General features: G+C 62.9%; 21 protein-coding genes. 14 read left to right on the plus strand and 7 right to left on the minus strand.

Annotated elements, in window-relative coordinates; genetic code table 11:
* The first annotated feature begins 26 nt into the window (after positions 1 to 26).
* From BM279_RS09850 to BM279_RS09915, 14 genes are all read left to right on the plus strand, one after another.
* Positions 27 to 914, plus strand: coding sequence for an NAD(+) kinase (locus BM279_RS09850; protein WP_073268818.1), 888 nt, complete (start codon positions 27 to 29; stop codon positions 912 to 914).
* Positions 914 to 1,888, plus strand: a complete 975-nt coding sequence (locus tag BM279_RS09855) for a metallophosphoesterase (protein WP_093503266.1) — start codon at positions 914 to 916, stop codon at positions 1,886 to 1,888. The genes BM279_RS09850 and BM279_RS09855 overlap by 1 nt, the downstream gene beginning before the upstream one ends.
* On the plus strand, positions 1,885 to 2,754 hold the full coding sequence (locus BM279_RS09860; RefSeq protein ID WP_093503268.1) for a rhomboid family intramembrane serine protease: 870 nt from the start codon (positions 1,885 to 1,887) through the stop codon (positions 2,752 to 2,754). The genes BM279_RS09855 and BM279_RS09860 overlap by 4 nt, the downstream gene beginning before the upstream one ends.
* A 71-nt stretch (positions 2,755 to 2,825) precedes the next feature.
* On the plus strand, positions 2,826 to 3,089 hold the full coding sequence (locus BM279_RS09865) for a YeaC family protein (protein ID WP_013790930.1): 264 nt from the start codon (positions 2,826 to 2,828) through the stop codon (positions 3,087 to 3,089).
* Positions 3,089 to 3,922: a DUF2797 domain-containing protein gene (locus tag BM279_RS09870; RefSeq protein WP_093503270.1), complete on the plus strand. Its 834-nt coding sequence runs from the start codon at positions 3,089 to 3,091 to the stop codon at positions 3,920 to 3,922. Before BM279_RS09865 ends, BM279_RS09870 begins: the two co-directional genes overlap by 1 nt.
* A gap of 68 nt (positions 3,923 to 3,990) precedes the next feature.
* Positions 3,991 to 6,654 carry an aminopeptidase N gene (gene pepN, locus BM279_RS09875; protein WP_093503272.1) on the plus strand — a complete coding sequence of 888 codons (2,664 nt, stop codon included), beginning with the start codon at positions 3,991 to 3,993 and terminating at the stop codon, positions 6,652 to 6,654.
* A 528-nt stretch (positions 6,655 to 7,182) separates the two neighbouring features.
* Entirely contained in the window at positions 7,183 to 9,147 is a 1,965-nt protein-coding gene (locus BM279_RS09880; RefSeq protein ID WP_093503274.1) for a DUF1302 domain-containing protein, read from the plus strand.
* Positions 9,148 to 9,162: 15 nt separating this feature from the next.
* The gene (locus BM279_RS09885) at positions 9,163 to 10,524 is read left to right on the plus strand and encodes a DUF1329 domain-containing protein (protein WP_093503276.1); all 1,362 of its coding nucleotides are present in this window, start codon (positions 9,163 to 9,165) and stop codon (positions 10,522 to 10,524) included.
* A gap of 164 nt (positions 10,525 to 10,688) precedes the next feature.
* Positions 10,689 to 11,732 (plus strand): YCF48-related protein, encoded by a 1,044-nt coding sequence (locus BM279_RS09890; protein ID WP_093503278.1) that lies wholly within the window; start codon positions 10,689 to 10,691, stop codon positions 11,730 to 11,732.
* 19 nt (positions 11,733 to 11,751) lie between these two features.
* Positions 11,752 to 14,130 (plus strand): efflux RND transporter permease subunit, encoded by a 2,379-nt coding sequence (locus BM279_RS09895; protein WP_093503280.1) that lies wholly within the window; start codon positions 11,752 to 11,754, stop codon positions 14,128 to 14,130.
* A gap of 646 nt (positions 14,131 to 14,776) precedes the next feature.
* Positions 14,777 to 15,067: a DUF7660 family protein gene (locus BM279_RS09905; protein WP_093503282.1), complete on the plus strand. Its 291-nt coding sequence runs from the start codon at positions 14,777 to 14,779 to the stop codon at positions 15,065 to 15,067.
* 329 nt (positions 15,068 to 15,396) lie between these two features.
* Entirely contained in the window at positions 15,397 to 15,813 is a 417-nt protein-coding gene (locus BM279_RS23135) for a hypothetical protein (protein ID WP_143103582.1), read from the plus strand.
* Between the two features lie 93 nt (positions 15,814 to 15,906).
* Positions 15,907 to 16,677 carry a hypothetical protein gene (locus BM279_RS09910; protein WP_244154150.1) on the plus strand — a complete coding sequence of 257 codons (771 nt, stop codon included), beginning with the start codon at positions 15,907 to 15,909 and terminating at the stop codon, positions 16,675 to 16,677.
* A gap of 315 nt (positions 16,678 to 16,992) precedes the next feature.
* Complete coding sequence (locus BM279_RS09915; protein WP_093503539.1) at positions 16,993 to 17,580, plus strand: LysE family translocator; 588 nt, start codon at positions 16,993 to 16,995, stop codon at positions 17,578 to 17,580.
* Positions 17,581 to 18,141: 561 nt separating this feature from the next.
* Here BM279_RS09915 and BM279_RS09920 read toward each other — a convergent pair.
* From BM279_RS09920 to BM279_RS09950, 7 genes are read right to left on the minus strand one after another with little or no spacing between them, the layout of a single operon-like run.
* Positions 18,142 to 18,960, minus strand: a complete 819-nt coding sequence (locus BM279_RS09920; protein WP_093503284.1) for an AraC family transcriptional regulator — start codon at positions 18,958 to 18,960, stop codon at positions 18,142 to 18,144.
* An 11-nt stretch (positions 18,961 to 18,971) separates the two neighbouring features.
* Positions 18,972 to 20,612, minus strand: coding sequence for a BatD family protein (locus BM279_RS09925; protein WP_093503286.1), 1,641 nt, complete (start codon positions 20,610 to 20,612; stop codon positions 18,972 to 18,974).
* Positions 20,609 to 22,360, minus strand: coding sequence for a VWA domain-containing protein (locus BM279_RS09930; protein WP_093503288.1), 1,752 nt, complete (start codon positions 22,358 to 22,360; stop codon positions 20,609 to 20,611). Before BM279_RS09930 ends, BM279_RS09925 begins: the two co-directional genes overlap by 4 nt.
* Positions 22,357 to 23,388 (minus strand): vWA domain-containing protein, encoded by a 1,032-nt coding sequence (locus BM279_RS09935; RefSeq protein WP_093503290.1) that lies wholly within the window; start codon positions 23,386 to 23,388, stop codon positions 22,357 to 22,359. Before BM279_RS09935 ends, BM279_RS09930 begins: the two co-directional genes overlap by 4 nt.
* Positions 23,381 to 23,875 carry a DUF4381 domain-containing protein gene (locus BM279_RS09940; RefSeq protein ID WP_093503292.1) on the minus strand — a complete coding sequence of 165 codons (495 nt, stop codon included), beginning with the start codon at positions 23,873 to 23,875 and terminating at the stop codon, positions 23,381 to 23,383. Before BM279_RS09940 ends, BM279_RS09935 begins: the two co-directional genes overlap by 8 nt.
* Positions 23,872 to 24,825 (minus strand): DUF58 domain-containing protein, encoded by a 954-nt coding sequence (locus tag BM279_RS09945; protein WP_093503294.1) that lies wholly within the window; start codon positions 24,823 to 24,825, stop codon positions 23,872 to 23,874. Before BM279_RS09945 ends, BM279_RS09940 begins: the two co-directional genes overlap by 4 nt.
* Positions 24,825 to 25,784, minus strand: a complete 960-nt coding sequence (locus BM279_RS09950; protein WP_013790950.1) for an AAA family ATPase — start codon at positions 25,782 to 25,784, stop codon at positions 24,825 to 24,827. Before BM279_RS09950 ends, BM279_RS09945 begins: the two co-directional genes overlap by 1 nt.
* Positions 25,785 to 25,893: the final 109 nt, after the last annotated feature.

A 25,893-nucleotide genomic window follows, 5' to 3' on the forward strand; every position in this document is an offset into this window, starting at 1 on the left:
TAGAGCCAGAGCCTCGCGGGAGCCCCATGGAGCAGTTTCGTAATATCGGCATCATCGGCCGCCTGGGCAGCACCCAGGTGCTCGACACCATCCGCCGCCTGAAGAAATTCTTGCTCGAGCGCCAGCTGCACGTGATTCTCGACGACACCATCGCCGAAGTGCTGCCGGGCCACGGCCTGCAGACCTCGGCGCGCAAGCACCTGGGCGAGTTCTGCGATCTAGTGATCGTGGTCGGCGGGGACGGCAGCATGCTCGGCGCCGGTCGCGCCCTGGCGCGCCACAAGGTGCCGGTGCTGGGCATCAACCGCGGCAACCTGGGTTTTCTCACCGATATTCGCCCCGACGAGCTGGAGTCCAAGGTCGCCGAGGTACTGGAAGGCAATTACCTGACCGAGAACCGCTTTCTGCTCGAAACCGAGGTGCGCCGGCATTCCGAGGCCATCGGCCAGGGCGATGCGCTCAACGACGTGGTGCTGCACCCGGGCAAGTCGAACCGGATGATCGAGTTCGAGCTGTATATCGATGGCCAGTTCGTCTGTAGCCAAAAGGCCGACGGTTTGATCGTCGCCACGCCAACCGGCTCCACGGCTTACGCGCTGTCCGCTGGCGGGCCGATCATGCATCCCAAGCTCGATGCCATAGTCGTGGTGCCGATGTACCCGCACACGCTGTCCAGCCGGCCCATCGTGGTCGATGGCAACAGCGAGTTGAAGATCGTCGTCTCCAAGGACCTGCAGCTCTACCCGCAGGTGTCGTGCGACGGCCAGAACCATTTCACCTGTGCGCCGGGCGACACCATCACGGTACGCAAGAAATCCCAGAAGCTGTGCCTGATCCATCCGCTGGATCACAACTACTACGAGGTCTGCCGTACCAAGCTGGGTTGGGGTAGCCGACTCGGCGGAGGCGACTGATGCAGCTCGATCCGTCTCGCGGTTATGACCTGATCGGTGATGTGCACGGCTGCGCCAACACCCTGGTGCGCCTGCTCGAACGCATGGGTTATCGCCGCCAGGACGGCGTGTGGCGGCACCCGCAGCGCATGGCGATCTTCCTCGGCGACCTGATCGACCGGGGGCCGCGCATCCGCGAGGCCGTGCACCTGGTGCACGACATGGTGCGCGCCGGCGAGGCGCTGTGCATCATGGGCAATCATGAATTCAACGCCCTGGGCTGGATGACCCCGGCGCCACCGGGCAGCGGACGCGCCTTCGTGCGTGAGCACACGGCGCGGCACGAACGGCTGATCGGCGAGACCTTGCGGCAGTTCGAGGCCTACCCGGATGAATGGCGCGACATGCTGGCGTGGTTCTATGAAATGCCGCTGTTTCTCGACGCCGGCCATTTCCGCGTGGTGCACGCCTGCTGGGACGAGGCGATGATCGCCTCGCTGCGCGGGCAATTTCCCAGCGGCTGCATCGACGAACACTTCCTGCAGGCCTCGGCCATTCCCGGCAGCTTCGCCTGCACGGTGCTCGACCGCCTGCTGCGCGGCACCGACATGCGTCTGCCGGGCGGGCTGACCATGACCAGCAGCGATGGCTTCACCCGCTCGTTCTTCCGCACCAAGTTCTGGGCCGGCAACCCGCTGACCTACGGCGACGTGCAGTTTCAGCCCGACCCGCTGCCCGAGCAGGTGGCCTGCCTGCCGCTCAGCGAAGAAGACCGGGCGCAACTGCTGACCTACGGCCCCGATCAGCCGCCGCTGTTCGTCGGCCACTACTGGCGCAGCGGCACGCCGGCGCCGATCTGCCCCAACATTGCCTGCCTCGACTACAGCGCGGTGATGTACGGCAAGTTGGTGGCCTACCGGCTGGACCAGGAAAAGCGTCTGGACCCGGCCAAGTTCGTCTGGGTCGAGGTCGAACGGCCGGGGCCGGCGCGATGAGCCCGGTGATCGCCCTGCGTGCGCCGCTGGACGAGGACCTGGCGGGATTCATCACCTTGCTGGCCAGACTGGGCGTGCCGCACCGTGTGGCCGAGCAGGGCAACGAGCAGGTGCTCTGGGTGCCGGATGAACAGATCGCCGGTCAGGTGCGCGAGCTGTATGCGCGGGTACCCCAGGGCGACCCGAATTTCCAGCCTGCACATGCACCGGTTGCCAGCTCCCCACCCGGCATCGCCGCCCAGGCCAGGCGCAGCCCGCTGACTCTGGTCGTGCTGGCGCTGACCCTGCTGGTCGCGCTGTTGACCTGGGGCGGCGAAGACTACGACGTGGTGCGCTGGCTGAGTTTCGTCGACTTCCATATCGACGGGCAGTACATCTATTTCGCGACCTTCGCCCAGGCCATGGACAGCGGCCAGTGGTGGCGCCTGCTGACGCCCATGCTGCTGCACTTCGGCATTCTGCATCTGGCGATGAACGGCCTGTGGTACTGGGAATTGGGCCGGCGCATCGAGGCGCACCAGGGCGCGCTGATGCTGTTGTTGCTGACGCTGTGGTTCGGGCTTGCCGCCAATGTGGCGCAGTACGTCTACGGCGGGCCGGCGCTGTTCGGCGGTTTGTCCGGTGTGCTCTACGGGCTGCTTGGCCACTGCTGGTTGTTCCAGTGGTTGGCGCCGAATGCGGCGTACCGGTTGCCACGAGGTGTGCTGGTGAGCATGCTGGTGTGGCTGCTGATTTGCATGACCGGCGTCTTCGAGCTGCTGCAGTTCGGCGCCATCGCCAACGCCGCTCATGTCGGCGGGCTCGTCGCTGGTTGCCTCACCGGCGCCATCGGCGGGCTGTTGGCTCGCCAAATGACGCGGCGCTGAGCGTCGCCAGCGCCTCGGCTTGGCGGGTCAGATAGGGTAGAATCGGGGCTTTTCCAGCCCTGGAGTCAGCCATGTCCTCCTTCGTCGAACTGATCCGCAACATCACTCCGGACGTGTATGAAAGCCTCAAGCTGGCCGTGGAGATCGGCAAGTGGCCGGACGGCCGCAAGCTCACCCAGGAGCAGAAGGAGCTGAGCCTGCAGGCGATGATCGCCTGGGAAATCGAGAACCTGCCCGAGGACCAGCGTACCGGTTACATGGGCACGTCCGAATGCGCGTCGAAATCCGCGCCGATTCCCAACATTCTGTTCAAATCCTCGGAAACCCTGCACTGATGTTAGAAGTAGCCCGCGGCGCCCTGAGCAAGATGGCAACCCAGCTCGATGCGCCGGTGCAATACGCGTTTCGCCTGGGTGACGAGCAGGTCGCCGTCAACCCGATGATCGGCAAGACCGTGCGCCTGGAGTTTCTCGGCGCCATTCATTGCAGCCATTGTGGCCGCAAGACCAAGTCCAGCTACAGCCAGGGCTATTGCTATCCCTGCATGCAGAAGCTGGCCCAGTGCGACCTGTGCATCATGAGCCCCGAGCGCTGCCACTACGACGCCGGCACGTGCCGCGAGCCGAGCTGGGGCGAGCAGTTCTGCATGACCGACCACGTGGTCTACCTGGCCAACTCGTCAGGCATCAAGGTCGGTATCACCCGCGCCACGCAGATTCCCACCCGCTGGATCGACCAGGGCGCCACCCAGGCGCTGCCGATCATGCGGGTCGCCACCCGTCAGCAGTCGGGCTTCGTCGAAGACCTGCTGCGCAGCCAGGTGGCGGACAAGACCAATTGGCGTGCCTTGCTCAAGGGCGACGCGGCGCCGGTCGACCTGCTGCACGTGCGCGAGCAGATCTTCGATGCCTGCGCCGGTGGCATCACCGAGCTGCAACAGCGCTTCGGCCTGCAGGCAGTGCAGCCGCTCAATGAGCAGAGCGTGGTGGAAATCCGCTACCCGATCGAGGCGTATCCGGCGAAGATCACCAGCTTCAACCTGGACAAGAATCCCATCGCCGAAGGCACGCTGCTCGGCATCAAGGGCCAGTACCTGATGTTCGACACGGGCGTCATCAACATTCGCAAGTACACCGCGTACCAGATCGCCGCCAGCTGCGCCGCCTGACCGGCAGGCGCGGCCGACACCATTCACCCGCTTGCCGCGCCCGCTGGCGTGGCATCGAAGAGGTTCCCATGCGCACCGAGCAATCGAAGACCATCTACCTCAAGGACTATCAGGCGCCGGATTACCTGATCGACGAAACCCACCTGACCTTCGAGCTGTTCGAGGATCACACCCTTGTGCACGCCCAGTTGGTGATGCGCCGCAATCCGGCGCTGTCCGCCGAGCTACCGGCGCTGGTGCTCGATGGCCAGCAGCTGGAGCTGCTGCATCTCAAGCTCGATGACCGTGAACTCGCTGCTGGCGACTATCAGCTCACCGACAGCACGCTCAGCGTACAGCCGACCCAGGCCAGCTTCGTCATCGACAGCACCGTGCGCATCCACCCGGAAAGCAACACCGCGCTGGAAGGCCTGTACAAGTCCAGTGGCATGTTCTGCACCCAGTGCGAGGCCGAGGGCTTTCGCAAGATCACCTATTACCTCGACCGCCCGGACGTGATGAGCAGCTTCACCACCACGCTCAGCGGCGACAAGCAGAAGTACCCGATCCTGCTGTCGAACGGCAATCCGATCGCTAGTGGCGAGGAAGACGACGGCCGCCACTGGGCGACCTGGGAAGACCCGTTCAAGAAACCGGCCTACCTGTTCGCCCTGGTGGCCGGCGACCTGTGGTGCGTCGAAGACAAATTCACCACCATGAGCGCCCGTGAAGTGACGCTGCGCATCTACGTCGAGCCGGAAAACATCGACAAGGTGCAGCACGCCATGGACAGCCTGAAGAAGTCCATGAAGTGGGACGAAGAGGTGTATGGCCGCGAGTACGACCTGGACATCTTCATGATCGTCGCGGTCAACGACTTCAACATGGGGGCCATGGAGAACAAGGGCCTCAACATCTTCAACTCCAGCGCCGTGCTGGCCCGCGCCGAGACCGCCACCGATGCCGCGCACCAGCGTGTCGAAGCGATCGTCGCCCACGAGTACTTCCATAACTGGTCCGGCAACCGCGTGACCTGCCGCGACTGGTTCCAGCTGTCGCTCAAGGAGGGCTTCACGGTATTCCGTGACGCGGGCTTCTCGGCGGACATGAACTCGCCGACGGTCAAGCGCATCCAGGACGTCGCCTACCTGCGCACCCACCAGTTCGCCGAGGACGCCGGCCCCATGGCCCACCCGGTGCGCCCGGATGCGTACATGGAAATCTCCAACTTCTACACCCTGACCATCTACGAGAAAGGCGCCGAAGTCCTGCGCATGATCCACACCCTGCTGGGCGCCGAAGCATTCCGCAAGGGCTCGGACCTGTACTTTGAGCGCCACGATGGCCAGGCCGTGACCTGTGACGATTTCGTCAAGGCCATGGAAGATGCCAGCGGCGTCGACCTGACCCAGTTCAAGCGCTGGTACACCCAGGCCGGTACGCCGCGCCTGGCGGTGACCGAGCAATACGATGCCGCCGCCAAGACCTACACCCTGACCTTCACCCAGAGCTGCCCGGCCACGCCAGGGCAGAGCGAGAGCAGCAAGTTGCCGTTCGTGATTCCGGTGGAGCTGGGCCTGCTGGACGGGCAGGGCAATGACCTGCCGCTGCGCCTGCAGGGCGAAGCCGCCGCGGTGGGCGGCAACCGCGTGCTGTCGGTGACCGAGGCGCAGCAGTCGTTCACTTTCGTCGATGTTGCCGAAAAGCCTTTGCCGTCGCTGCTGCGCGGATTCAGCGCGCCGGTGAAACTGAGCTTCGCCTACGACCGCGACCAGCTGATGTTCCTGATGCAGCATGACAGCGACGGTTTCAACCGCTGGGAAGCCGGCCAGCAGCTCAGCGTGCAAGTGCTCCAGGAACTGATCGGCCAATACCAGCGCGGCGAAGCACTGGTGCTCGATCAGCGCCTGGTCAGTGCACTGCGCACCTTGCTGCAGGACGACACGCTGGATCAGGCCATGGTCGCCGAAATGCTGTCGCTGCCGGGCGAGGCCTACCTCACCGAAATCAGCGACATCGCCGATGTCGACGCCATTCACGGCGCCCGCGAGTTCGCCCGTCAGCAGTTGGCCGACGCGCTGTTCGAGCCGCTGCGGCAGCGCTACCAGGCCAACCGCGAGGTGTCGCGCAACACGCCGTACGTGGCCGAAGCCGAGCACTTCGCCCGCCGCGCCCTGCAGAACATCGCGCTGTCCTATCTGATGCTGAGCGACAAGCCCGAGGTGCTGGTCGCGGCGCTCGATCAGTTCGAGAACAGCGACAACATGACCGAGCGGCTGACGGCCCTGGCGGTGCTGGTCAATTCGCCATTCGAGGCCGAGCGTAGCAAGGCCCTCGACGCCTTTGCCGAGCACTTCAAGGACAATGCGCTGGTCATGGATCAGTGGTTTAGCGTGCAGGCCGCCAGCACCTTGCCGGGCGGGCTGGCCCGTGTGCAGGCGTTGATGGAGCACCCGGCGTTCACCCTGAAGAACCCCAACAAGGTGCGCGCGCTGATCGGCGCGTTCGCCGGGCAGAACCTGGTGAACTTCCATGCCATCGACGGCAGCGGCTACCGCTTCCTGGCCGATCAGGTGATCGTGCTCAACGCGCTGAACCCGCAAATCGCCTCGCGCCTGCTGGCGCCGCTGACCCGCTGGCGCAAATACGGCGCTGAACGTCAGGCGCTGATGAAGGCCGAGCTTGAGCGCATTCTCGCCTCCGGCAAGCTGTCGCCCGATGTCTACGAGGTGGTCAGCAAGAGCCTGGCCTGAGCCCGTGCCCGGGGCGGCAATCGCCGTCCTGGGTAGCAAGGCTTTTTGATCTCCCCGCGGCGTCCGTTCTGGACGCCGTTTTTCTTCCCGCCAATCACCTGCTCGCTGTTACCAGCGGCCTTGGTGGTAACAATTTTTTGTTACTTCGAGGAATGAAAAGCTAACGCCGCGCTTGGCGACGCCCTTACTATCGCCGCCGCTGTCGCGATGCTGGCATTTAGCCGTGATTTTTTTCCGTCACTGATGGGTTTCGACAGCCTGCTGAAAGTGTTTGTGAGCCATTCTGGGTCGCTAATCGGCTGTTGCTGGTCAGTGGCCGACCAGTCACAAAGGGACGCTACGGAGCTGCTCTAGAAAAGCGCTTTCAGCTAATACGATCGTTTGAATTGGCACCAAGGTTGCACTGCAGTGTGCAGTGACGCCAGCCAGTCCAAGGTCATCGCCGGGTGCCAAGTCAGGCACCCGTAAGGCCTGCCAGAAAAACGGGTCGCACGAACAATGACTGTCTGTCTGCGGAGTAAGTATTCAATGCGTATCAAGTCCCTCGAGCAGGCCCCGCGGGCAAGAGCCGGCTTCGCCCTGGCCGGCATGCTGCCGTTGCTGGCGGCGGCGCCTGCCCAGGCCGCGGAGTTCAGCTTCGCCGATAACGAGATCAGCGGCTCGCTGGACACCACCCTGTCCTACGGGCAGCTGTGGCGCGTGCAGGGGCAAAGCAGGGACAACGACGACGTCAACGTCAACGACGGTAACCGCAATTTCGACACCGGGCTGGTCTCCGAGGTGTTCAAGGTCACCTCCGATCTGGAGATGAACTACCAGAACTACGGTCTGTTCGTGCGCGGCACGGCGTTCTATGACACGCAGATCATGGACAAGCGCAACGACTACTACAACGGCAACCGGATCGCACAGCCCAGCCAGAACACGCCCAACGATGACCGTTTCACCCGCGACACGCGGCATGCTGCAGGTCGCGATGCGCAGATTCTCGACGCCTACATCTACGGCAACTGGGACGTCGCCGAGCACCCGCTCAGTGCGCGCCTGGGGCGCCAGGTGTTCAACTGGGGCGAAGGCCTGTTCTATCGCGGCGGGGTGAACACCAGCAACCCGGTGGATGGCGCGCGCTTCCGCCTGCCCGGCGCCGAACTCAAGGAAGTGCTGATTCCCGTCGAGGCGGTCAGCTTCAATATCGGCCTGACCGACAACCTGTCGATGGAGACCTTCTACCAGTTCAAATGGAAGGAAAGCGCCATCGACCCGGTGGGCAGCTATTTCTCGGAGACCGATCTGTTCGCCGAGGGTGGCAGTACGGCGTATGCGCGAAACGCCGCGCTAGGCGGCACCGATTTTCGTAGCAACTACAGCGCTTTGAGTGCGCTCAGGGCTGGCGGGCTGCAGGGCACCGAGTATCTGGACAGCAACGGTTACTTCAAGGCCGCCTCCATCGGCTCGGATCTGAAGGCCAAGGACGACGGCCAGTTCGGCGTTGCCTTCCGTTACATCGCCGAACAGCTGAACTCGACCGAATTTGGCTTCTACTTCGTCAATTACCACTCCAAGGAGCCGACGCTCCATGCCGATCTGAATGGCTTCTCGGGGCTTGACCTGGATGCGCTTACCGCAGCCGCCAGCAGCAACGCGATCAGCAGTTATTCGACGCTGCAGACATTGGCCGGTTTAGGCAATACCACTGCTCAGCAACTGCTCGGTCTGGTCAACGGCGCCGCCACCGTCGATGCCGCCAATCAGATCAATGCCCAGCGCGAGTATGTCGAAAACATCCGCATGTACGGCTTCAGCTTCAACACCACCGTGGGCGATGCCTCGCTGTTCGGTGAGCTGACCTACCGGCCCAACTTGCCAATCGCCATTGCCGCCACCAACGACTTGCTCGGTGATCTGCTGCGTCAGGCGCCGCTTTTGGTGCAGGGGCAACAGGGCAACATCGGCGGCCAGGCGCTGCAGCTGGGTGACCAGATCCGTAACTACGAGCGCGTCGAGGCCTATGACGCGTCGCTTGGCACCATTTACAACTTCGGGCCGTCCTTGGGTTTCGATGCGCTGACCGGGGTGGCCGAGCTGGCCTCCGAGCACCTGCGTGGCAGCGACCTGAAGTACACCGCCTTCGATGGCTCGACCCGCTATTACTCGGGCCGCGGCGACTCGTCCTATACCTTCGGCTACGGGCGCAGCTACCAGGTCAACCGCAATGCTTACGGCTACACCCTGGTGCTGTCGGGCACCTGGAACGACGTGTTCGCCGGGGTGAACCTGTCGCCCTACGTCGTCTATCGTGACGATTTCGAAGGCAACTCCTACCAGACCGGGCGTTTCGTCGAGGGCCGCAAGGCTTACACCCTCGGTATGAAGGCGGCGTACATGAACAGCCTGGAAGCCGAACTGCAATACACCGAGTTTTCCGGCGGTGGCAACAACAACGCCGTGCGCGACCGCGACAACATCGGCGTCAACGTCAAATACTCCTTCTGATCACGGGGATAGAGCATGCTGAACATCAAGGGTGTCGCCGTCGCGCTGGTGCTGCTGGCTGGCAACAGCATGGCCGCGGTAGCGCCGCAGGACGCCGCCAAGCTCGGCAGTAGCCTGACGCCGCTGGGTGCCGAAAAGGCTGGCAACGCTGCCGGCACCATTGCGGGCTGGACCGGTGGCATCACCCAGGCACCAGCCGGTTACAAGGGCTCGGGCACCCACCATGTCGACCCGTTCGCCGCCGACAAGCCGCTGTTCACCATCACTCGTGCCAACTTGGCTCAGTACCGTGATCAGCTGACGCCTGGACAGGTGGCGTTGTTCGAGACCTATCCGGATAGCTTCCAGATGCCGGTCTACCCCAGCCGTCGTTCGGGCTCGGCGCCGCAGTGGGTATATGCCAACACCGCCAAGAACGCAGTCAGCGCCAAGCTGCTCGACGGAGACAATGGTTTCGCCGATGCCTACGGCGGCATCCCGTTCCCGATTCCACAGAACGGCGTGGAAGCCCTGTGGAACCACATCGCCCGCTACCGCGGCACCTACGTGGTGCGCCGTGCCTCGGAAGTGGCGGTGCAGCGCAACGGCTCCTTCTCGCTGGTCACCTCGCAGCAGGAAGCGCTGTTCAAGTTCTATGACCCCAAGGGCAGCTACGCCAACCTGAACAACATCCTGTTCTACTACCTGTCGTTCACCCGCAGCCCAGCGCGTCTGGCTGGCGGTGCGGTGCTGGTCCACGAGACCCTCGATCAGGTCAAGGAGCCGCGCCAAGCCTGGGGTTACAACGCCGGCCAGCGCCGGGTGCGCCGCGCGCCGAACCTCGCCTACGACACGCCGATCTCAACGGCCGATGGCCTGCGCACCGCCGATGACACCGACATGTTCAACGGCGCCCCGGATCGCTACGACTGGAAGCTGCTCGGCAAGCGCGAGATCTACATTCCCTACAACAGCTACAAGCTCACCAGCCCTGAGGTGAAGTACAAGGACCTGTTGCAGGTCGGCCACCTCAACCCGGCCTACACGCGCTACGAGCTGCACCGCGTGTGGGTGGTGGAGGGCACGCTCAAGCCGGGCCAGCGACACATCTATTCCAAGCGCACCCTTTATCTCGATGAAGACAGCTGGCAGGCCGCCGTGGTCGACCAGTACGATGGTCGCGGCGAGCTGTGGCGCGTGTCCATGGCCTATCTGAAGAACTACTACGAGTTGCCGACCACCTGGTCTGCGCTGGATGTGTTCCATGATCTGCAGGCGCGTCGCTACCACGTGCAGAACCTAGACAACGAGGAAGCCAACACCATCGACTTCAGCCAGCCGATGGCCGAAGACAGTTACTTCACACCGGCAGCATTGCGTCGTCGCGGCACCCGATAGAAGGCAAAGCCCGCCTGTTGTGCCACAGGCATTCGCGCGGTCGATAACGCGGGCTTTTTCTTACAAAACAGCAGATCGTGGTGGCTACCATGTTCCGCAAAGGCCGATAGCATAGGCGGCGCTTTCAAGGCGCTGGATATAACAAGAACAAGGGGGAGTTGTGTATGAGTGAGCCCATGGTGCGGCGCACCCGAAGCGGTAAGAAACCGCGGCCCGTGCTGCAGGCCCTGGCACTGTGCTCGCTGCTGGTGGCCGGCCTGCCGGTGCTGCAGGCTCAGGCTGCCGACGCAGCGACCTTCTCGGTGCCGTCGACGCGGGCCGTCTCCAGTCTCCTGCTCGATGTCGCCCACGCCGGCAAGCGCCTGGTGGCGGTCGGCGAGCGCGGCCATGTGCTGTTCTCCGATGATGGCGGCGCCAACTGGACCCAGGCCAAGGTGCCGACCCGGCAGTTGCTCACCGCCGTGTATTTCGTCGACGACCAGCATGGTTGGGCGGTCGGCCACGATGCGCTGATTCTGGCCAGCAGCGACGGCGGTGCCACCTGGACCAAACAGTTCGAGGACCTGCAGCGCGAAGCACCGCTGCTCGACGTATGGTTCCAGGACGCCCAGCACGGCTTCGCCATTGGCGCCTATGGCGCGCTGCTGGAAACCAGCGATGGCGGCGCCACCTGGGATGACGTCAGCGACCGTCTCGACAATGAAGACACCTATCACCTCAACGCCATCGCCGATGTACCGGGCGCCGGTCTGTTCATCGTCGGCGAGGCGGGCAGCGTATTTCGCTCCACCGACGGCGGGCAAAGCTGGGAAACCCTGGAAAGCCCCTATCAGGGCTCGCTGTTCGGCGTGATCGCCAGCGGCGAGGCCGATAGCCTGCTGATGTTCGGCCTGCGCGGCCACCTGTTCCATTCCAAGGACGCCGGTGAAACCTGGCAGCAGGTTGCGCTGACCACAGCCGGTGGCGGCGACCTGGAGTTCGGGCTGGCCAGTGCGGCGACCCTGGACGACGGCAGCATCGTGGTGGTCGGCCATGGCGGCAGCGTGCTGCGCAGTGCCGACCACGGCAACAGCTTCAGCGTGTTCAACCGCCCTGATCGTTTGTCCGTGGCGGGCGTCACTGCGGGTGCAGACGGCAAATTGGTGCTGGTCGGGCAGGGCGGTGTGCGCCTGACCACCGAGACCGGTGCCAATCCAGGACAACAATAACAAGCTGGGGTAGTGTTCGATGAGTAATCTTGATCAAGACAAGGCCAGCCTGCTGGAGCGCCTGATCTTCAACAACCGACCGGCAGTGATCCTAATCTGCCTGCTGGTCAGCGTCTTCCTGTTCTTCCAGGCCACCCAGGTGCGCCCCTCGACCAGCTTCGAGAAGATGATCCCGCTGAGCCATCCGTTCATCCAGAACATGATGGAGCACCGCAACGACCTGGCGAACCTCGGCAATACCGTGCGTATTTCCGTGGAGGCCAAGGACGGCGACATTTTCAGCAAGTCCTACATGGAAACCCTGCGCCAGATTCACGACGAGGTGTTCTACATCCCCGGCGTCGACCGCTCGGGGCTCAAATCGCTGTGGAGCCCCAGCGTGCGCTGGACCGAAGTGACCGAGGAAGGCTTCGCCGGCGGCGAGGTGATTCCGCAGACCTACGACGGCAGCGCGCAGAGCCTCGAGGAGCTGCGCGGCAACGTGCTCAAGTCTGGGCAGATCGGCCGCCTGGTGGCCAACAACTTCAAGTCCAGCATCATCGACGTGCCGCTGCTCGAGTCCTACCCGGACCCGCAAGACCAGGGCCGCCTGATCAAGCTCGACTACCAGCAGTTCTCCCACCAGCTCGAAGAAAAGATCCGCAACAAGTACCAGGCGCAGAACCCGGACGTGCAGATCCACATCATCGGCTTCGCCAAGAAGGTCGGTGACCTGATCGATGGCCTGATGATGGTCGCTCTGTTCTTCGGCGTGGCGTTGCTGATTACCTTCGTGCTGCTGTACTGGTTCACTTGGTGCATCCGCAGCACCATCTCGGTAGTGATCACCACCCTGGTGGCGGTGGTGTGGCAATTGGGTTTGATGCACACGGTGGGCTTCGGCATTGATCCCTACTCGATGCTGGTGCCGTTTTTGATCTTCGCCATCGGTATTTCCCATGGCGTGCAGAAGATCAACGGCATCGCCCTGCAGTCCAGTGCGGCCGATACGCCGCTGATGGCCGCGCGGCTGACCTTCCGCCAACTGTTCCTGCCGGGCATGATCGCCATCCTCGCCGACGCCGTGGGCTTCATCACCCTGCTGTTGATCGATATCGGCGTGATCCGCGAGCTGGCCATCGGCGCCTCCATCGGTGTGGCGGTGATCGTGTTCACCAACCTGATCCTGCTGCCGGTGGCGATTTCCTATATCGGCATCAGCAAGAAGGCGGTGGAGCGCAGCAAGCGCGATTCGGTTTGCGAGCATCCGTTCTGGCGCCGCCTGTCCAATTTCGCCAGCGGCCGCGTGGCACCGATTTCCGTGACTCTGGCGCTGGTCGCTGCGGTCGGCGGCTTCTGGTACCAGCACCAGCACCTGCAGGTCGGCGACCTCGACCAGGGCGCGCCGGAGCTGCGCCCGGACTCGCGCTACAACCTGGATAACGACTTCGTGATCCGCAACTACTCGACCAGCTCCGACGTGCTGGTGGTAATGGTCAAGACCGCACCGGAAGGCTGCTCGACCTATGAAGCCATGGCCGCCATGGACGAGCTGATGTGGACCATGGACAACACCCCGGGCGTGCAGTCGGCGATCTCTATGGTCAGCGTGTCGCGCCAGGTGATCAAGGGCATGAACGAGGGCAACCTGAAATGGGAAACCCTGTCGCGCAACCCGGACGTGCTCAACAACTCCATCGCCCGTGCCGACGGCCTGTATAACGGCGACTGCTCGGTGGCACCGGTGCTGGTGTTCCTCGAAGACCACAAGGCGGAAACCCTCAAGCGTGCGGTGAAGGCGGTCGAGGGCTTCGTTGCCGAGCATCAGTCCGAGAACGTGCAGTTCCTGCTGGCCGCTGGTAACGCCGGTATTGAAGCGGCCACCAACGAGGTGATCAGCACCTCGGAGCTGCTGATTCTGGTGCTGGTGTACCTGTGCGTCGGCGTGATGTGCATGATCACCTTCCGCTCCTTCGCCGCCACCGTGTGCATCGTGCTGCCGCTGATCCTCACCTCGATCCTCGGCAACGCCCTGATGGCCTTCCTGGGGATCGGCGTGAAGGTCGCGACCCTGCCGGTGATCGCCTTGGGCGTCGGCATCGGCGTGGACTACGGCATCTACATATACAGCCGCCTGGAAACCTTCCTGCGCGCCGGCCTGCCGCTGCAGGAAGCCTACTACCAGACCCTGCGCTCCACCGGTAAAGCCGTGCTGTTCACCGGCCTGTGCCTGGCCATCGGCGTGGCGACTTGGATGTTCTCGGCCATCAAGTTCCAGGCCGACATGGGCCTGATGCTGACCTTCATGTTTATCGTCAACATGTTCGGTGCACTGTGGCTACTGCCAGCCCTGGCGCACTTCCTGATCAAGCCCGAGAAACTGGCGGGTAAGAAGGGCGGTTCGCTGCTGGCGCATTGACGGGTTGGCTCTGTAAAGGCGCGCCCTCTACGGCATTTGTATGTCGTAGAGGGCGTTTTGCCAGCACACATGGGGCAAATTTTTATAGGGCAGTGCTGGCCGTGGAGATGCGGAAGTCAGGCGAATACAGGTAGGCCGTTCTATAGCTGGGTAAGTTGTTGATTGACGTGGAGTTTAATTTTTGCAAATACGGGTAGGGCGCGCTTATACAGAACGCTTTACTATCGTGTTGACGAAGAATTTTACCTAATCCCTGTTGAGCGTCGAAGGAAAGAATCCTCATGAAGTGCAGCGAGTGCAGTTCCGAACAGATCGAAGCCATCGTGCAACATGGCTCCTATGTTCTACGTTGTGCACATTGCGGCACCGCCATTGTCGCCACTTCGTTTCTCGCCATGTGTGAAATGGACGCGGAGTTTTTTGCGTACAACGATCCTGGACACGGGAGGCAGCCACTCCCGGAAGCTCTTCTCGCTCATGGCCCGCTAAAAAGCATTTATGACTCAATAGCTAAAATCGCAAGCAGTGGAGCAGCTGTGCTACTGCTCGCCGCCCAACCAGCAGTTCCACCCGACGGCCACGCCTCCGATGTGGCTTCTCTCGCTCGCGCTCAGCGCGGGTGAACCTGTACGTTAGGTGCTAAACAATGGACGTAAGCAAATTACTTGAGGATGTCAAAGACAATGAAAGCTTTTTGGTCTTTGCACGCGCATTAGCAGCAGATCGTGCTGCATCTGTTGTACAGGAAAAGGCAAATCCGAGTTCACCATATGGCTCCGGTGCTAATGGCTGGGAAAACACCACCATCGAGTCTTTTCTTGAAAGTGCAATCGCATGGGCTGAGGCTAGTGACTTCGGTCTAGCTCAAGGTCTTTCTCTATCAAATCCGTGGAAGCAATTTGCTGTTTTTCTTTACTGCGGAAAAATTTATGAGTAAATACCTAATTATGCGCTCAAATCGCTCACTTCGTTCGCTGGGACCGGCTAAAGCCGGCCCCTTAGCTTAATCGTTATATCTAGCTCAATTTAAGGTATCAGTATGCCCGCTATCCGTCTTGAAGAGCGAAGCGATGATGGTGCGATTTTGGATGCCTTAAGCGGTGATGTTTCGGGAAAAGGAGACAGATTTATTTATGGCACTGTTTTGCTGGTCTAAAATAAATCTGTCCTTTTTTTCCTCAACAGTCGCTCACTTCGTTCGCTGGGCAGCCAAAAGCTGCGCTTTTGCCTGCCCGTTCGCTTAATCGTTATACCTCGGAGGCCATCGTGTTTCATCTCAAAGATAGAGTATTTGAAATCCACGAGGCAAATATGCATGGGAAGTTCTTGAAAAATGAACTCCATTGTTATTTAGAGATCAGCACAAAAGAGATTGAATTCGAAGAATCCAACTGGGCACCATCACTAAGCCATCAGGGTTTGATTCTAAAAGCGAAATCGTTGCAAGATCTTAATGGGCTTGTGAGTGAGTGGTCATCGGAAAATAACCCTCACCCAAAAGTAGGAATACTAAGCGTGTTTGGACACTCCGAAACAAATAACAATAAAATTACTTTTGGCAGTGCGTCGGGGCAAGAACTCAACTTTAGCTGGTCAGGCACGGGAGATGTAATGTGGAATTCAGAATTTGGAAGCAATATTCAGTTTAATGTTTCAGGGAAACTCAAAGTCACAGCCGTATAACGATTGGTTCAAATCGCTCGCTTCGCTAACTGGGACGGGCTAAAGCCCGCCCCTTAACCAAACGTTATGTGAACCAGGAGACATAGTGAAGAAATGAATCTCAGCTCAAAGACGTTGGAAAAATTGCGCGAACTTATCAATGAGGAGACTGAATACCGTTCAGGCCCAAAACTCGTGCAATTCTTCAATAATATGGGTTTTTCAGATTCGTATGGCCAAGAGCTCCCTTCACGCTGGGTGTACACCGATCAGCGCTTAGATTTGATAAATGGGTCGCCCGAACTCGACAAGTGTATTAAGGCTGTTTTTAATCCGGCAAATTTCATCGGGAAAATGGCTGATTTAGACGCACATATCACATCTTTCAATCAGTATCTTGCTTTTGATAAATGGAAAGTTGTCCGTAATGGTGCGGAAATCACTTTTCGAAGACTCGAAAAGATAGAGGTTGACGAACCAACACCAAAGGCAAATTCTGAAACAGAAGACGAGTTTTTAAAACGTGAATTCACCAGCGTATCTGTTTCCAAGCTCGGGCTTGAAGGCACCGTAAGCGGAGTTCTCGAGCAAAGGATTAGAGAAATTGAGAAATGCTTCTTCGGAAAAGCATATCTAGCCGTAATCCTAATGGCCGGGAGCACACTGGAGGGCGCGTTATTGGGTGTGGCCAACAACTACCCCAGATCATTCAATTCAGCGAAAGCCGCCCCGAAGGACGGCGCGGGCAAAGCTAAGCAGTTCCACGAGTGGACGCTTAGCGCTTTTATAGATGTTGCGCATGAACTACGCATTGTTCAACACGATACACAGAAATTTAGCCATACGCTGCGAGATTTTCGAAACTACATACATCCTTTTCAGTAAATGAGTTCTGGGTTTAGCCCAACTGAACATACAGCGAAGCTATGCCTTCAAGTTCTGAAGGCTGCCATTTATGAATTAGGAGAAAATATTGGAAAGTTACACACATAACAAAGAGGAAAAAGGGGATAGATTTATTTATGGCACTGTGCCGTTGGTCTAAAGTCAATCTGTCCGCTTATTTAGAGATGATCGGTAATAAAAAACCGCGGCTTACCCGCGGTTTTTCCGTTTCAGAGCATGCAAATTTTCTTCAATACGCCCGCACTGGCGCCGCTTAACGTGCCTCACTCGATCAGCAGTGAGGTAGGCGTGATGATAAGTCTGTATCTGTCCATGGCGGCGTTCGCGCTGGCTGCTTCCATTTCACCCGGGCCGGTCAATCTGGTGTCGCTGAGCACGGGGGCTCGCCATGGCCTGCCGGTGGCCATGCGGCATGTCGCCGGGGCGACGCTGGGCTTTACGTTGCTGCTGGTTCTGATTGGCCTTGGGCTGCATCAGTTGCTGGTGCTGTTGCCCTGGCTGACGACGGCGATCCAGTGGGCTGGCGTGGCCTTTCTGCTGTATCTGGCCTGGCGGTTGGCGGTCGATAACGGCGCGTTGCACAGCGCTGAAGGCGGGCCAGTTGCGTCCTTTGCTGGCGGTGCGCTGATGCAGTGGCTTAACCCCAAGGCGTGGCTGGCAGCGATTGCCGGCACGGGTGCTTTTGCCGCCGATGGCGATGCGGGGCGGGTATGGCTGTTCGCGGCGATCTATTGCGTGGTCTGTTATTTGTCGCTGGCTTGCTGGGCTATTGCCGGGACTTGTTTGCAGCCGTACCTGCAGGCGCCGCAGCGGGTGCGGGTTTTCAATCGGGTGCTGGCGGGGTTGCTGGTGGCTAGTGCGGGGTATCTGGTGTTGGCGTAAGTCCGTTGGCCCGGTCACTATCTTTATGCTCATGCAGAGGCAGCTACAAGGCGGAACCGGACGTTCACCTGTGGAAGAGGCTGTAGCCTCGAGTTTTTATTCAGGCAAACAAAGAGCTCGGGGCTAAAGCCCCTCCCACGAGATCGCGAATAGCACGGTAGGGTGTACTCGCGAAGCAGTACGCCGTTGTGGCGGTTTCAGGATCGGCATGAATTGGCGGACTGTTCGCTTCGCTCCTGAGTCTGCCCTACGAGCTGAGTGCGCAAGCAACACTGTACTCATTGTGGGAATGAGCGGGGGCCGTGACTTTTTCGCTGGCATGGCCCGCTCCCACAGGTAATCACCAGTCAATCCTATGGGCGCCACCGGCTGCTCCCATCACTCGGCCACCAAAATCGGCGAATCTGGGCTGAAAGATTATGAGCCGGTTTTGGGAGCACCATAGAAACGTAGCCCGCGGTTGAGCATAGCGATACCCAGGGCACATTCGCGCGAGTGATTCCTGGGTATCGCTGCACTCAACGCCAGGCTACGGGGTTGGGTCAGGCTACGGGCTGGTCACTAGCCGCGATACTGGCCGGGCGTGGCGGCGAGGAGTTGTTTGAAGGTGCGCTGGAAGTGCGCCTGGTCGGCGAAGCCGGCTTCCTGGGCAACTTCGGCCAGGCCTGCGCCGCTTTTCAGGCGGGCGTGGGCGAACTGAATGCGGCGGTTGAGCAGGTAGGCGTGGGGCGTCAGGCCGTAGCGCTGTTTGAAGCCGCGGATCAATTGCGACGGCGACAGTTGCGCCGCTTCGCACAGGGTATCGAGGCGCAGCGGCTCGCCGCAGTGCTGCTCGATCAACTCGGCGGCGATTTCCAGGCGCGGGTTCAGGCTGTCGTCACGCTCGCCCTCGAGCACCAGCCGCTGCAGCGCCAGGCCGAAGAATGCCTCGGCCTCGGCGCGCTTGTCGGCTGTGCTGGCCGATGGATCGAGCAGGCTGCGCCGCAATGCCAGCAGGCCCTGATACAGCTCGGCATCGTCGCTGGCGATATCGGCGAAGCGCTGGAACGCGGGTGCGTCGGTAAAGCCCCGGGTGTGCTGCAGCTTGCCCAGCCACTGCGGGTCGACGTAGCACATCAGGTACGACCAGGGCTGGCCGTCGATGGGGTTGCAGGCGTGCACGTCGCCGGGGTTCATCAGCACCACGGTGCCCTGGCTGACCTGGCGATCCACCTCGCGGTTGCTGTAGGTGCTTTGGCCGCTCGTGATCGCGCCGATGGAAAAGAGCGCGTGGCTGTGCCGCCCGTAGCAGACCTGGCGGCCATCTTCGATGGAGCGCAGCTCGATAAAGGGCAGGGCGGCGTCGCGCCAGAACTGGGGGCAAGCGGGGCGAGCGTCCATGCAGTCTCCGTTCAGCGCGGGTAGAGCGGCGGCAGCTGGCCGCTGTCCTGGCCATTGTCCTGGGTTTTTTCCGCCGCTGGCAGTTCGCCGATTGCCTGCCACAGCTGTTTGCCTTGCCAATGCTGGCCGGCTTCGCTGTACAGCGCGCCGTTGAGACCGTCCAGTGCTTCGGAAAGCGGCGCGAAGCGGGCGGCCATGTCGGCCAGGGTTTCTGGTTGCTGGCGCGCCCAGGCGTCGAGGGCCTGGCGGGTGGCCTGGCTGTCGTTGGCCAGGCAGGCGCGCTTGAGGTCGTCGAGCAGGGTGCGCGGGCTGGGCCCAACTTGGGCGCTGCGTTGCACGGCCGGCTGGCTGCGTGCGTGCCACCAGAGGCCTAAGCCGAGCAGGGTGGTCAGCGCCAGCAGCACGGTGCTCAGCTGCCAGGGCCACAGCAATACGTCGCCGGCGGCGCCCTCGCGCGGGCGGGTTTCCACCGGCTGCTCGACGCTCAGTGCCGGGTCGGCGGCCACTTTCAGGGTGCGCGCCGGCAAACTGCTGTGCTCCAGGCGATCCTCGTGGGTGTTCCACCACACCACGTCCACGGCCGGCAGCTCCAGGGTGTCGGCCTTGCTGGCGACCAGCGCCTCGCGCTCTTCACGGCTGCCGATCACGCCGCGCTCGCTGCTTTCGTTGGTCAGCTGCGGCTGATCGGGGTAACGGCGCAAGCCTTCCACCTCGGTGGCCGGCAGCGGCGGCAGCTGGGCGCTGGACAGCCCGTCGGCCTTGAGCATCAGGCTGCGGGTCAGCGAATCACCGACCTTGATCTCACCCGGCTCCGGGCTCCAGGCCTCGGCCAGGCTCAGGGCTCGGGCCGGCAGCCAGGGAGCATCGGCCGGGTAGTCGGCGGGCTTGGCCTTGACCGTCAGCGGGATCTCCGGGGAGCGCACGCGAGTGACCTTGCCCGGGCGTGGGCCGAACGGCGTGTAGCCGTTGCGGCTGCTGCGGTCGGCCAGGGTGGCGCTGAACACCTGGCTGGGGATGGTCAGCTGGCCGCTCTTCTGCGGGAAGATGGCGTAGCGCAGCTCGATCACTCCGTGGCGCACGCCGCCGATATCCTGCTCGTAGGTGCGCGGCTCGCCCAGGGATTCGACCCGCGCATCGGGGATTTCCAGCTGTGTGAGGCTGCTGTCGTCGTACAGCGACACCGAGTGGTAGATGCGCAGGGTCAGTACGCTCTGCGCCTGCACGTAGACGCTCTCGTGATCCAGGCTGGCGTCGATGAAGATCGGCGCCATCTGCTCGTCGCTGTTCTGGCTGGTGGCCTCTACCACATGCAGGCTGACCGGCTGGCTCTGGGCGTCGCCCAGGCGCAGCGGCGGAATCACCACGAAGCCGCTGTGGCGCGGTTTGAGCGTGACGATCCAGCGGGTGCTGGCGCGCGCCTGGCCTTCCAGGCTGGTCAGGCGATTGACCTGGCGGGTGCCGAGCACCTCGAACAGCTCGTTTAGCGGGGTCAGGTCGGGTTTGCCGAATTCGGTGGCGTCCGTCGATTCGAGGGTCAGGTCGAGGCTTTCGCCCAGGTTCAGCCGGCTGCGGTCGACGCTGGCGGTAAACTCCTGCGCGCTGGCCTGCCATGCCAGCAAACAGAAGAGCAGGGTGCAGAGCAGACGGGTCATCGGGCTTGTTCCTGACGCTGTTGCTGTTCGTACCAGAATTTGCGGCGCAGCAATTCGCCCGGATCATCGGGAATCTGCCGCAGCCATTGTTCCAGAGCCTGACGCCGCTCGCCATCGAGCGGTGTATCGGCTTCGGGCGCCGCTTTCTCAGGTGGCGCGCTTTGCGCTGGCTCGGCCTTGTCTGAAGGTTCACCTTCGCCGGTCGGGTTCGGCTGTGGCTGCTCCTGGGCAGGCGGCTGCTGGTCCTGGGCGGTCGAGGGCTTGCCCTGGCTTCTCTGCTGGTCTTCATTGGAGCTTGAGGATGATTGGCCTTGGGGCTGCTGCTCGTCCGGCTTGTCTTCGGGCTGCTGATCTTCGCCTTCGTCCCGCTGCTCGGCCTGCTGTTGGCGCTGGCGCAGCAGTTCCTCGACCAGGGCCTTGTTCTTGGCCGCCTGCTGCAGTTGCGGATCGATTTCCAGGGCGCGGTCGTAGGCGTCGATGGCCGCTTCCAGCTCGTTGCTGCGCGCCAGGGCGTTGCCGCGGTTATAGAGCGATGGCGCGCTGTCGTCCTTGGCGAATTGTTCGGCCGCCGCCGCGTAATCGCCAGCCTGATAGAGCGCCATGCCACGCCAGTGCGGATTCTCGAAACGCTCGGCGGCCTCCTTGGGGCGCCCGGCTTCGAGCAGGCGCTGGCCCTGCTGGTCGGCGCGCAGCCAGAGGTCGTCGAAGCTCATGGCCATGCCGGTTTGCGGGGTACCGAGCAACAGTAGCGGCAGGCACAGCAGCCAGCCACGGCGGCCCGCGCAGGCGGCCAGCAGCAACAGCGGCAATAGCAGCCAGTAACCCTGGTCGGCCCAGCTGCGCAGCTGGGTCTTGTGGCCGTTGTCGCGTAGCGCTTTGGGGCCATCGAGCAGGCCCAGGCTGCGCAGGTCGCGGTCATCGAGGCTGACGCTGCGGTATTGGGCGCCGGTATCCCGGGCGAACTGCCGCAACCCGCTGACATCCAGGCGCGGTATGAGGATGGCGCCTTGCTCGTCCTTCATGAAGGTGCCGTCTTCCTGCACGATCGGCGCGCCTTCGCTGCTGCCCACGCCGAGGATGCGCAAGCGCGTGCCGCGACTGCCGAGCAGTTTGGCGATGGCGCTGAATTCGCCTTCGTCCAGGCCGCTGGTGATCAGCAGCAGGCGGCCCTGGCCCTGGGCGCCGTTCTTGAGCAGCTCTAGCGCCCTTGCCACCGCCAGGTCGGCGCGCTTGCCGGGCTCGGGCATGATCGACGGTTTGAGGGCTTCGAGCAGGTTGCGGCTGGTGCCCAGGTCATCGGACAGCGGCACCAGGGTGTGGGCGCTGCCGGCGTACACCACGATGGCGGTCTGCGCGTCACCGCGCGCCTTCAGCAGGTCGAGCAACTTGCGACGGGCCTGGGCCAGGCGGTTGGGCGAGGCGTCGCCGGCGAGCATCTGCGGGGTCAGCTCGAGCATCACCACCAGCGGGTCGGCCGGCTTGGCATCGTTCTGTTCGATGCGCTGCCAACTCGGGCCGACCAGCGCCAGGGTGGTCAGCAGCCAGGCCAGTGCCAGAATGATCAGCGGCAGGCGGCTGCGCCGGCCGCGGCCGCCGCGCAGCAGGGCAGCGTGAAAGGCCGGCGGCAACAGGGTCTGCCAGCGGCCGCTGCGGGTTTCCCGGTGCGCCAGCAACCACAGCAGCCAGGCCAGCACGGGCAACGCCAGCAGCCACCAGGGGCGCAGCAGGTGGGGCAGATAGTCGCTCATGGTGCCTTGCGCCCCACACGTTGTGCGGCGCTCAAGGCCTGCTGACGCAGTTGCGGCCACAGGCTGCGGGCCAGCAGCAGCAGGCTCAGCAGCAACGCGGCGGCCAGCGGCCAGGCGTACAGCGCCTGGGCCGGGCGCGCCAGGGTCGGTTGCTGGGCCACCGGCTCCAGGCGGTCGAGGGTCGCTTCGATGTGCTGCAGCTCGCGCTGATCACGGGCGCGGAAGTATTCACCGCCGGTCAGTTCAGCGATGGCGCGCAGGCTCGGCTCGTCCAGGTCCAGGCTCGGGTTCATGCCGAAGGCAGCGAAGTTGCCACCCTGCTGCGGGTCGGAGCCGATGCCGATTGGGTAGATGGTCACGCCTTCCTCGGCGGCCAGGCGGGCGGCGGTCATCGGTTCGATCTGCCCGCCATTGTTGGCGCCATCGGTGATCAGCACCAGCACGCGGCTGTCGGCCGGGCGTTGGCGCAGGCGCTTGACCGCCAGGCCGATGGCGTCGCCGAGGGCGGTGTTCTGCCCAGCGATGCCGATCGCCGCCTCGTCGAGCCAGGTGCGCACGGTCTGCCGGTCGAAGGTCAGCGGCGCCTGCAGGTACGCCTGGCTGCCGAACAGGATCAAGCCGACGCGGTCGCCGGTGCGGCCGTCGATGAACTCGCCGATCAGCTGCTTGACCAGCGTCAGGCGGCTGACGTCCTCTTCGCCCAGGCGCATGTCGGCGTAATCCATGGAGCCGGACACGTCCACGGCGATCAGCAGGTCGCGGCCACTGGCCGGCAGTGGCAAGGGTTCGCCGACCCATTCCGGACGGGCCGCAGCGATCAGCAGCAGCAACCAGAGCAGGGCGAAGTGCACCTGTTTCTTCCAGGGCGGCAGCTGCAGGCGGGCGCGGCGCCCGGATAGGTTTTCCAGTTCGCCAAGAAAACTCACCTGCAGCGCCGCTTCGCCGCTGTCGGCGGCCGGCAGCCACAGGCGCAGCAGCCAGGGCAGCGGCGCGAGCAGGAAGATCCACGGCCAGGCGAACTCAAACATGCTTGCGGATCCAGGTGGCGACCGCCTGGTGCAGGCCTTCGATGGCCTTGTCGTCCAGGGTGCAATGCGGCTTGTAGGCGCCCTCGACGAGGATCATCCAGCGCGTCAGGCCGGCGGCGGGGCAGCGGTTGTCGAGAAACGCCAGCCAGGCGCGGCTGCTCAGGGTATGGCTGTGGCTGTCCGGGTAGCGCTCGCGGCACAGACGCTTGAGCAGCCCGTTGAGCTGTTGCAGCCAGGGGCCGGCAGGGGCGCCGTCATAGGGTTTGCTCAGGCGTTGCAGTTCCTGCAGGGCTGCCTCACGCATGGGATCCAGGGGTTGTTCGGCAGCCTGCTTGCGGCGTGGCCGCGGCAACCGCGGCGTCAGACGCCAGGCGCCCCACAGCAGCAGCGGGAGCAGGGCGGCGAGCAGCCACCAGCCGGGCGCCGGTGGCCACCAACTGATGGCGGCCGGGGCGATCAGCGGTTCGAGCTGGTCCAGCGGGTTCATGCGGACCTGCCGGGGCGCAGGTTGTTGAGGTGCTCGTGCAACTGCTCGACCAGCTCCTGGCCGGTGGACAGCGACAGCAGCGGCACACCTAGCTTGTTGGCCAGGCGCTGCCAGCGGGCGCGGCGTGCCTGGGCCTGGTCGCGGTAGCTGTGTTGCAGGTTGGCGTCTTCGGTATCCACATCCAGTTGGGCATCGCCCTCACCGAAGCGCAGCAGGCCGGAGGCGGGCAGGGCGTGGTCGAGTGGGTCGGAAACCGGCAGCAGCAGCAGATCGGTGTGGCGGGCCAGCAGCATCAGTTGCTGCTCGCTGCTGTCGCCCAGGGTGCGCTCGTCGCAGAGGATCACCACCAGGCTGCCGGGGCGCAGTACTTCCCGGGCACGGCGCAGGGCCAGGCCGAAGCTGTCGCGCACCAGCGGTGTATCGGCGGACAGCGCCTGGTTGGCCCGGGCCAGGCGGCTGAGCAGCTGCAGCAGGCTCTGCTTGCTGCGTCGCGGTTTTATTTCGTGGTTGTCCTGGCCGCCGAACACCAGCCCGCCGATGCGGTCGTTGTGGCCCAGGGCAGCCCAGCCGATCAGCCCGGCGGCGCGGGCGGCGAGCACCGACTTGAACATCAACCCGGTGCCGAAGAACAGCTGGCGGCTCTGCTCTACGAGTAGGTAGATGGGCCGCTCGCGCTCCTCGTGGAACAGCTTGGTGTGCGGCTCCTGGGTGCGTGCGGTGACGCGCCAGTCGATGGTGCGCACGTCGTCGCCCGGCTGGTAGACGCGCACCTGATCGAAGTCCACGCCGCGGCCGCGCAGCTTGGAGTGGTGCAGGCCGATCAGCGGGCTGCGCCGGCCGGGCGTGGAGAACAGCTGCACCTCGCGCACCCGGTGGCGCATGTCGATCAGTTGCTTGAGATCGGTACGGATGCCCGCCTGCAGCTCAGGGTTATCCGCATGCGAAAGCATCAGGCCACCGCGACCACGTCGAGGATGCGCTGCACCACGCGGTCCTGATCGATGCCCGAGGCCTCGGCCTCGAATGACAGGATGATGCGGTGGCGCAGCACGTCGAACAGCACGGCCTGGATGTCCTCGGGGCTGACGAAGTCGCGGCCGGCCAGCCAGGCGTGGGCCCGCGCACAGCGGTCCAGGGCGATGGAGCCGCGCGGGCTAGAGCCGTGGGCGATCCATTCGGCCAGCTCGGCGTCGAACTTGCCGGGGGTGCGCGAGGCCATCACCAGCTGCACCAGGTATTCCTCCACCGCATCGGCCATATACAGGCCGAGGATTTCCTTGCGCGCGGAGAAGATTGCCTGCTGGCTGAGGCGATGATCGGGTTTGGTTTCGCCGTGCAGCGCTTCGCCGCGGGCCTGGGCGAGGATCTTGCGCTCCACGCTGGCGTCGGGGAAACCGATCTTCACGTGCATCAGGAAGCGGTCGAGCTGGGCTTCGGGGAGCGGATAGGTGCCTTCCTGCTCGATGGGGTTCTGGGTGGCCATGACCAGAAACAGCGGCGACAGGTCGTAGGTGCTGCGGCCCACCGATACCTGGCGTTCGGCCATGGCTTCGAGCAGTGCCGACTGCACCTTGGCCGGCGCGCGGTTGATCTCGTCGGCGAGCACCAGGTTATGGAAGATCGGCCCCTGCTGAAACACGAAACTGCCGGTTTCCGGGCGATAGATCTCGGTGCCGGTGATGTCGGCGGGCAGCAGGTCGGGAGTGAACTGGATGCGGTGGAACTCGGCTTCGATACCTTCGGCCAGCTCCTTGATCGCTTTGGTCTTGGCCAGGCCGGGAGCGCCCTCGACCAGCATGTGGCCGTCGGCGAGCAGGGCGATCAGCAGGCGATCGATGAGCTTTTCCTGACCGAGGATCTGGCTGGCGAGAAAGTGGCGAAGAGCGAGCAGCGCGTCTCTGTGTTCCATGGGGCTGTCCAGATGCGAATCGCGAGCGACGAACCCCGCTCGTCAGGGTCGCCCATGATAATCGAAGGCAGGGGCGTAAGCCATGCGGGCCTGCCCGACCTGTGACCGG

The sequence above is a fragment of the Phytopseudomonas straminea genome (assembly GCF_900112645.1).
GTDB classification, from domain to species: Bacteria; Pseudomonadota; Gammaproteobacteria; order Pseudomonadales; family Pseudomonadaceae; genus Aquipseudomonas; species Aquipseudomonas straminea.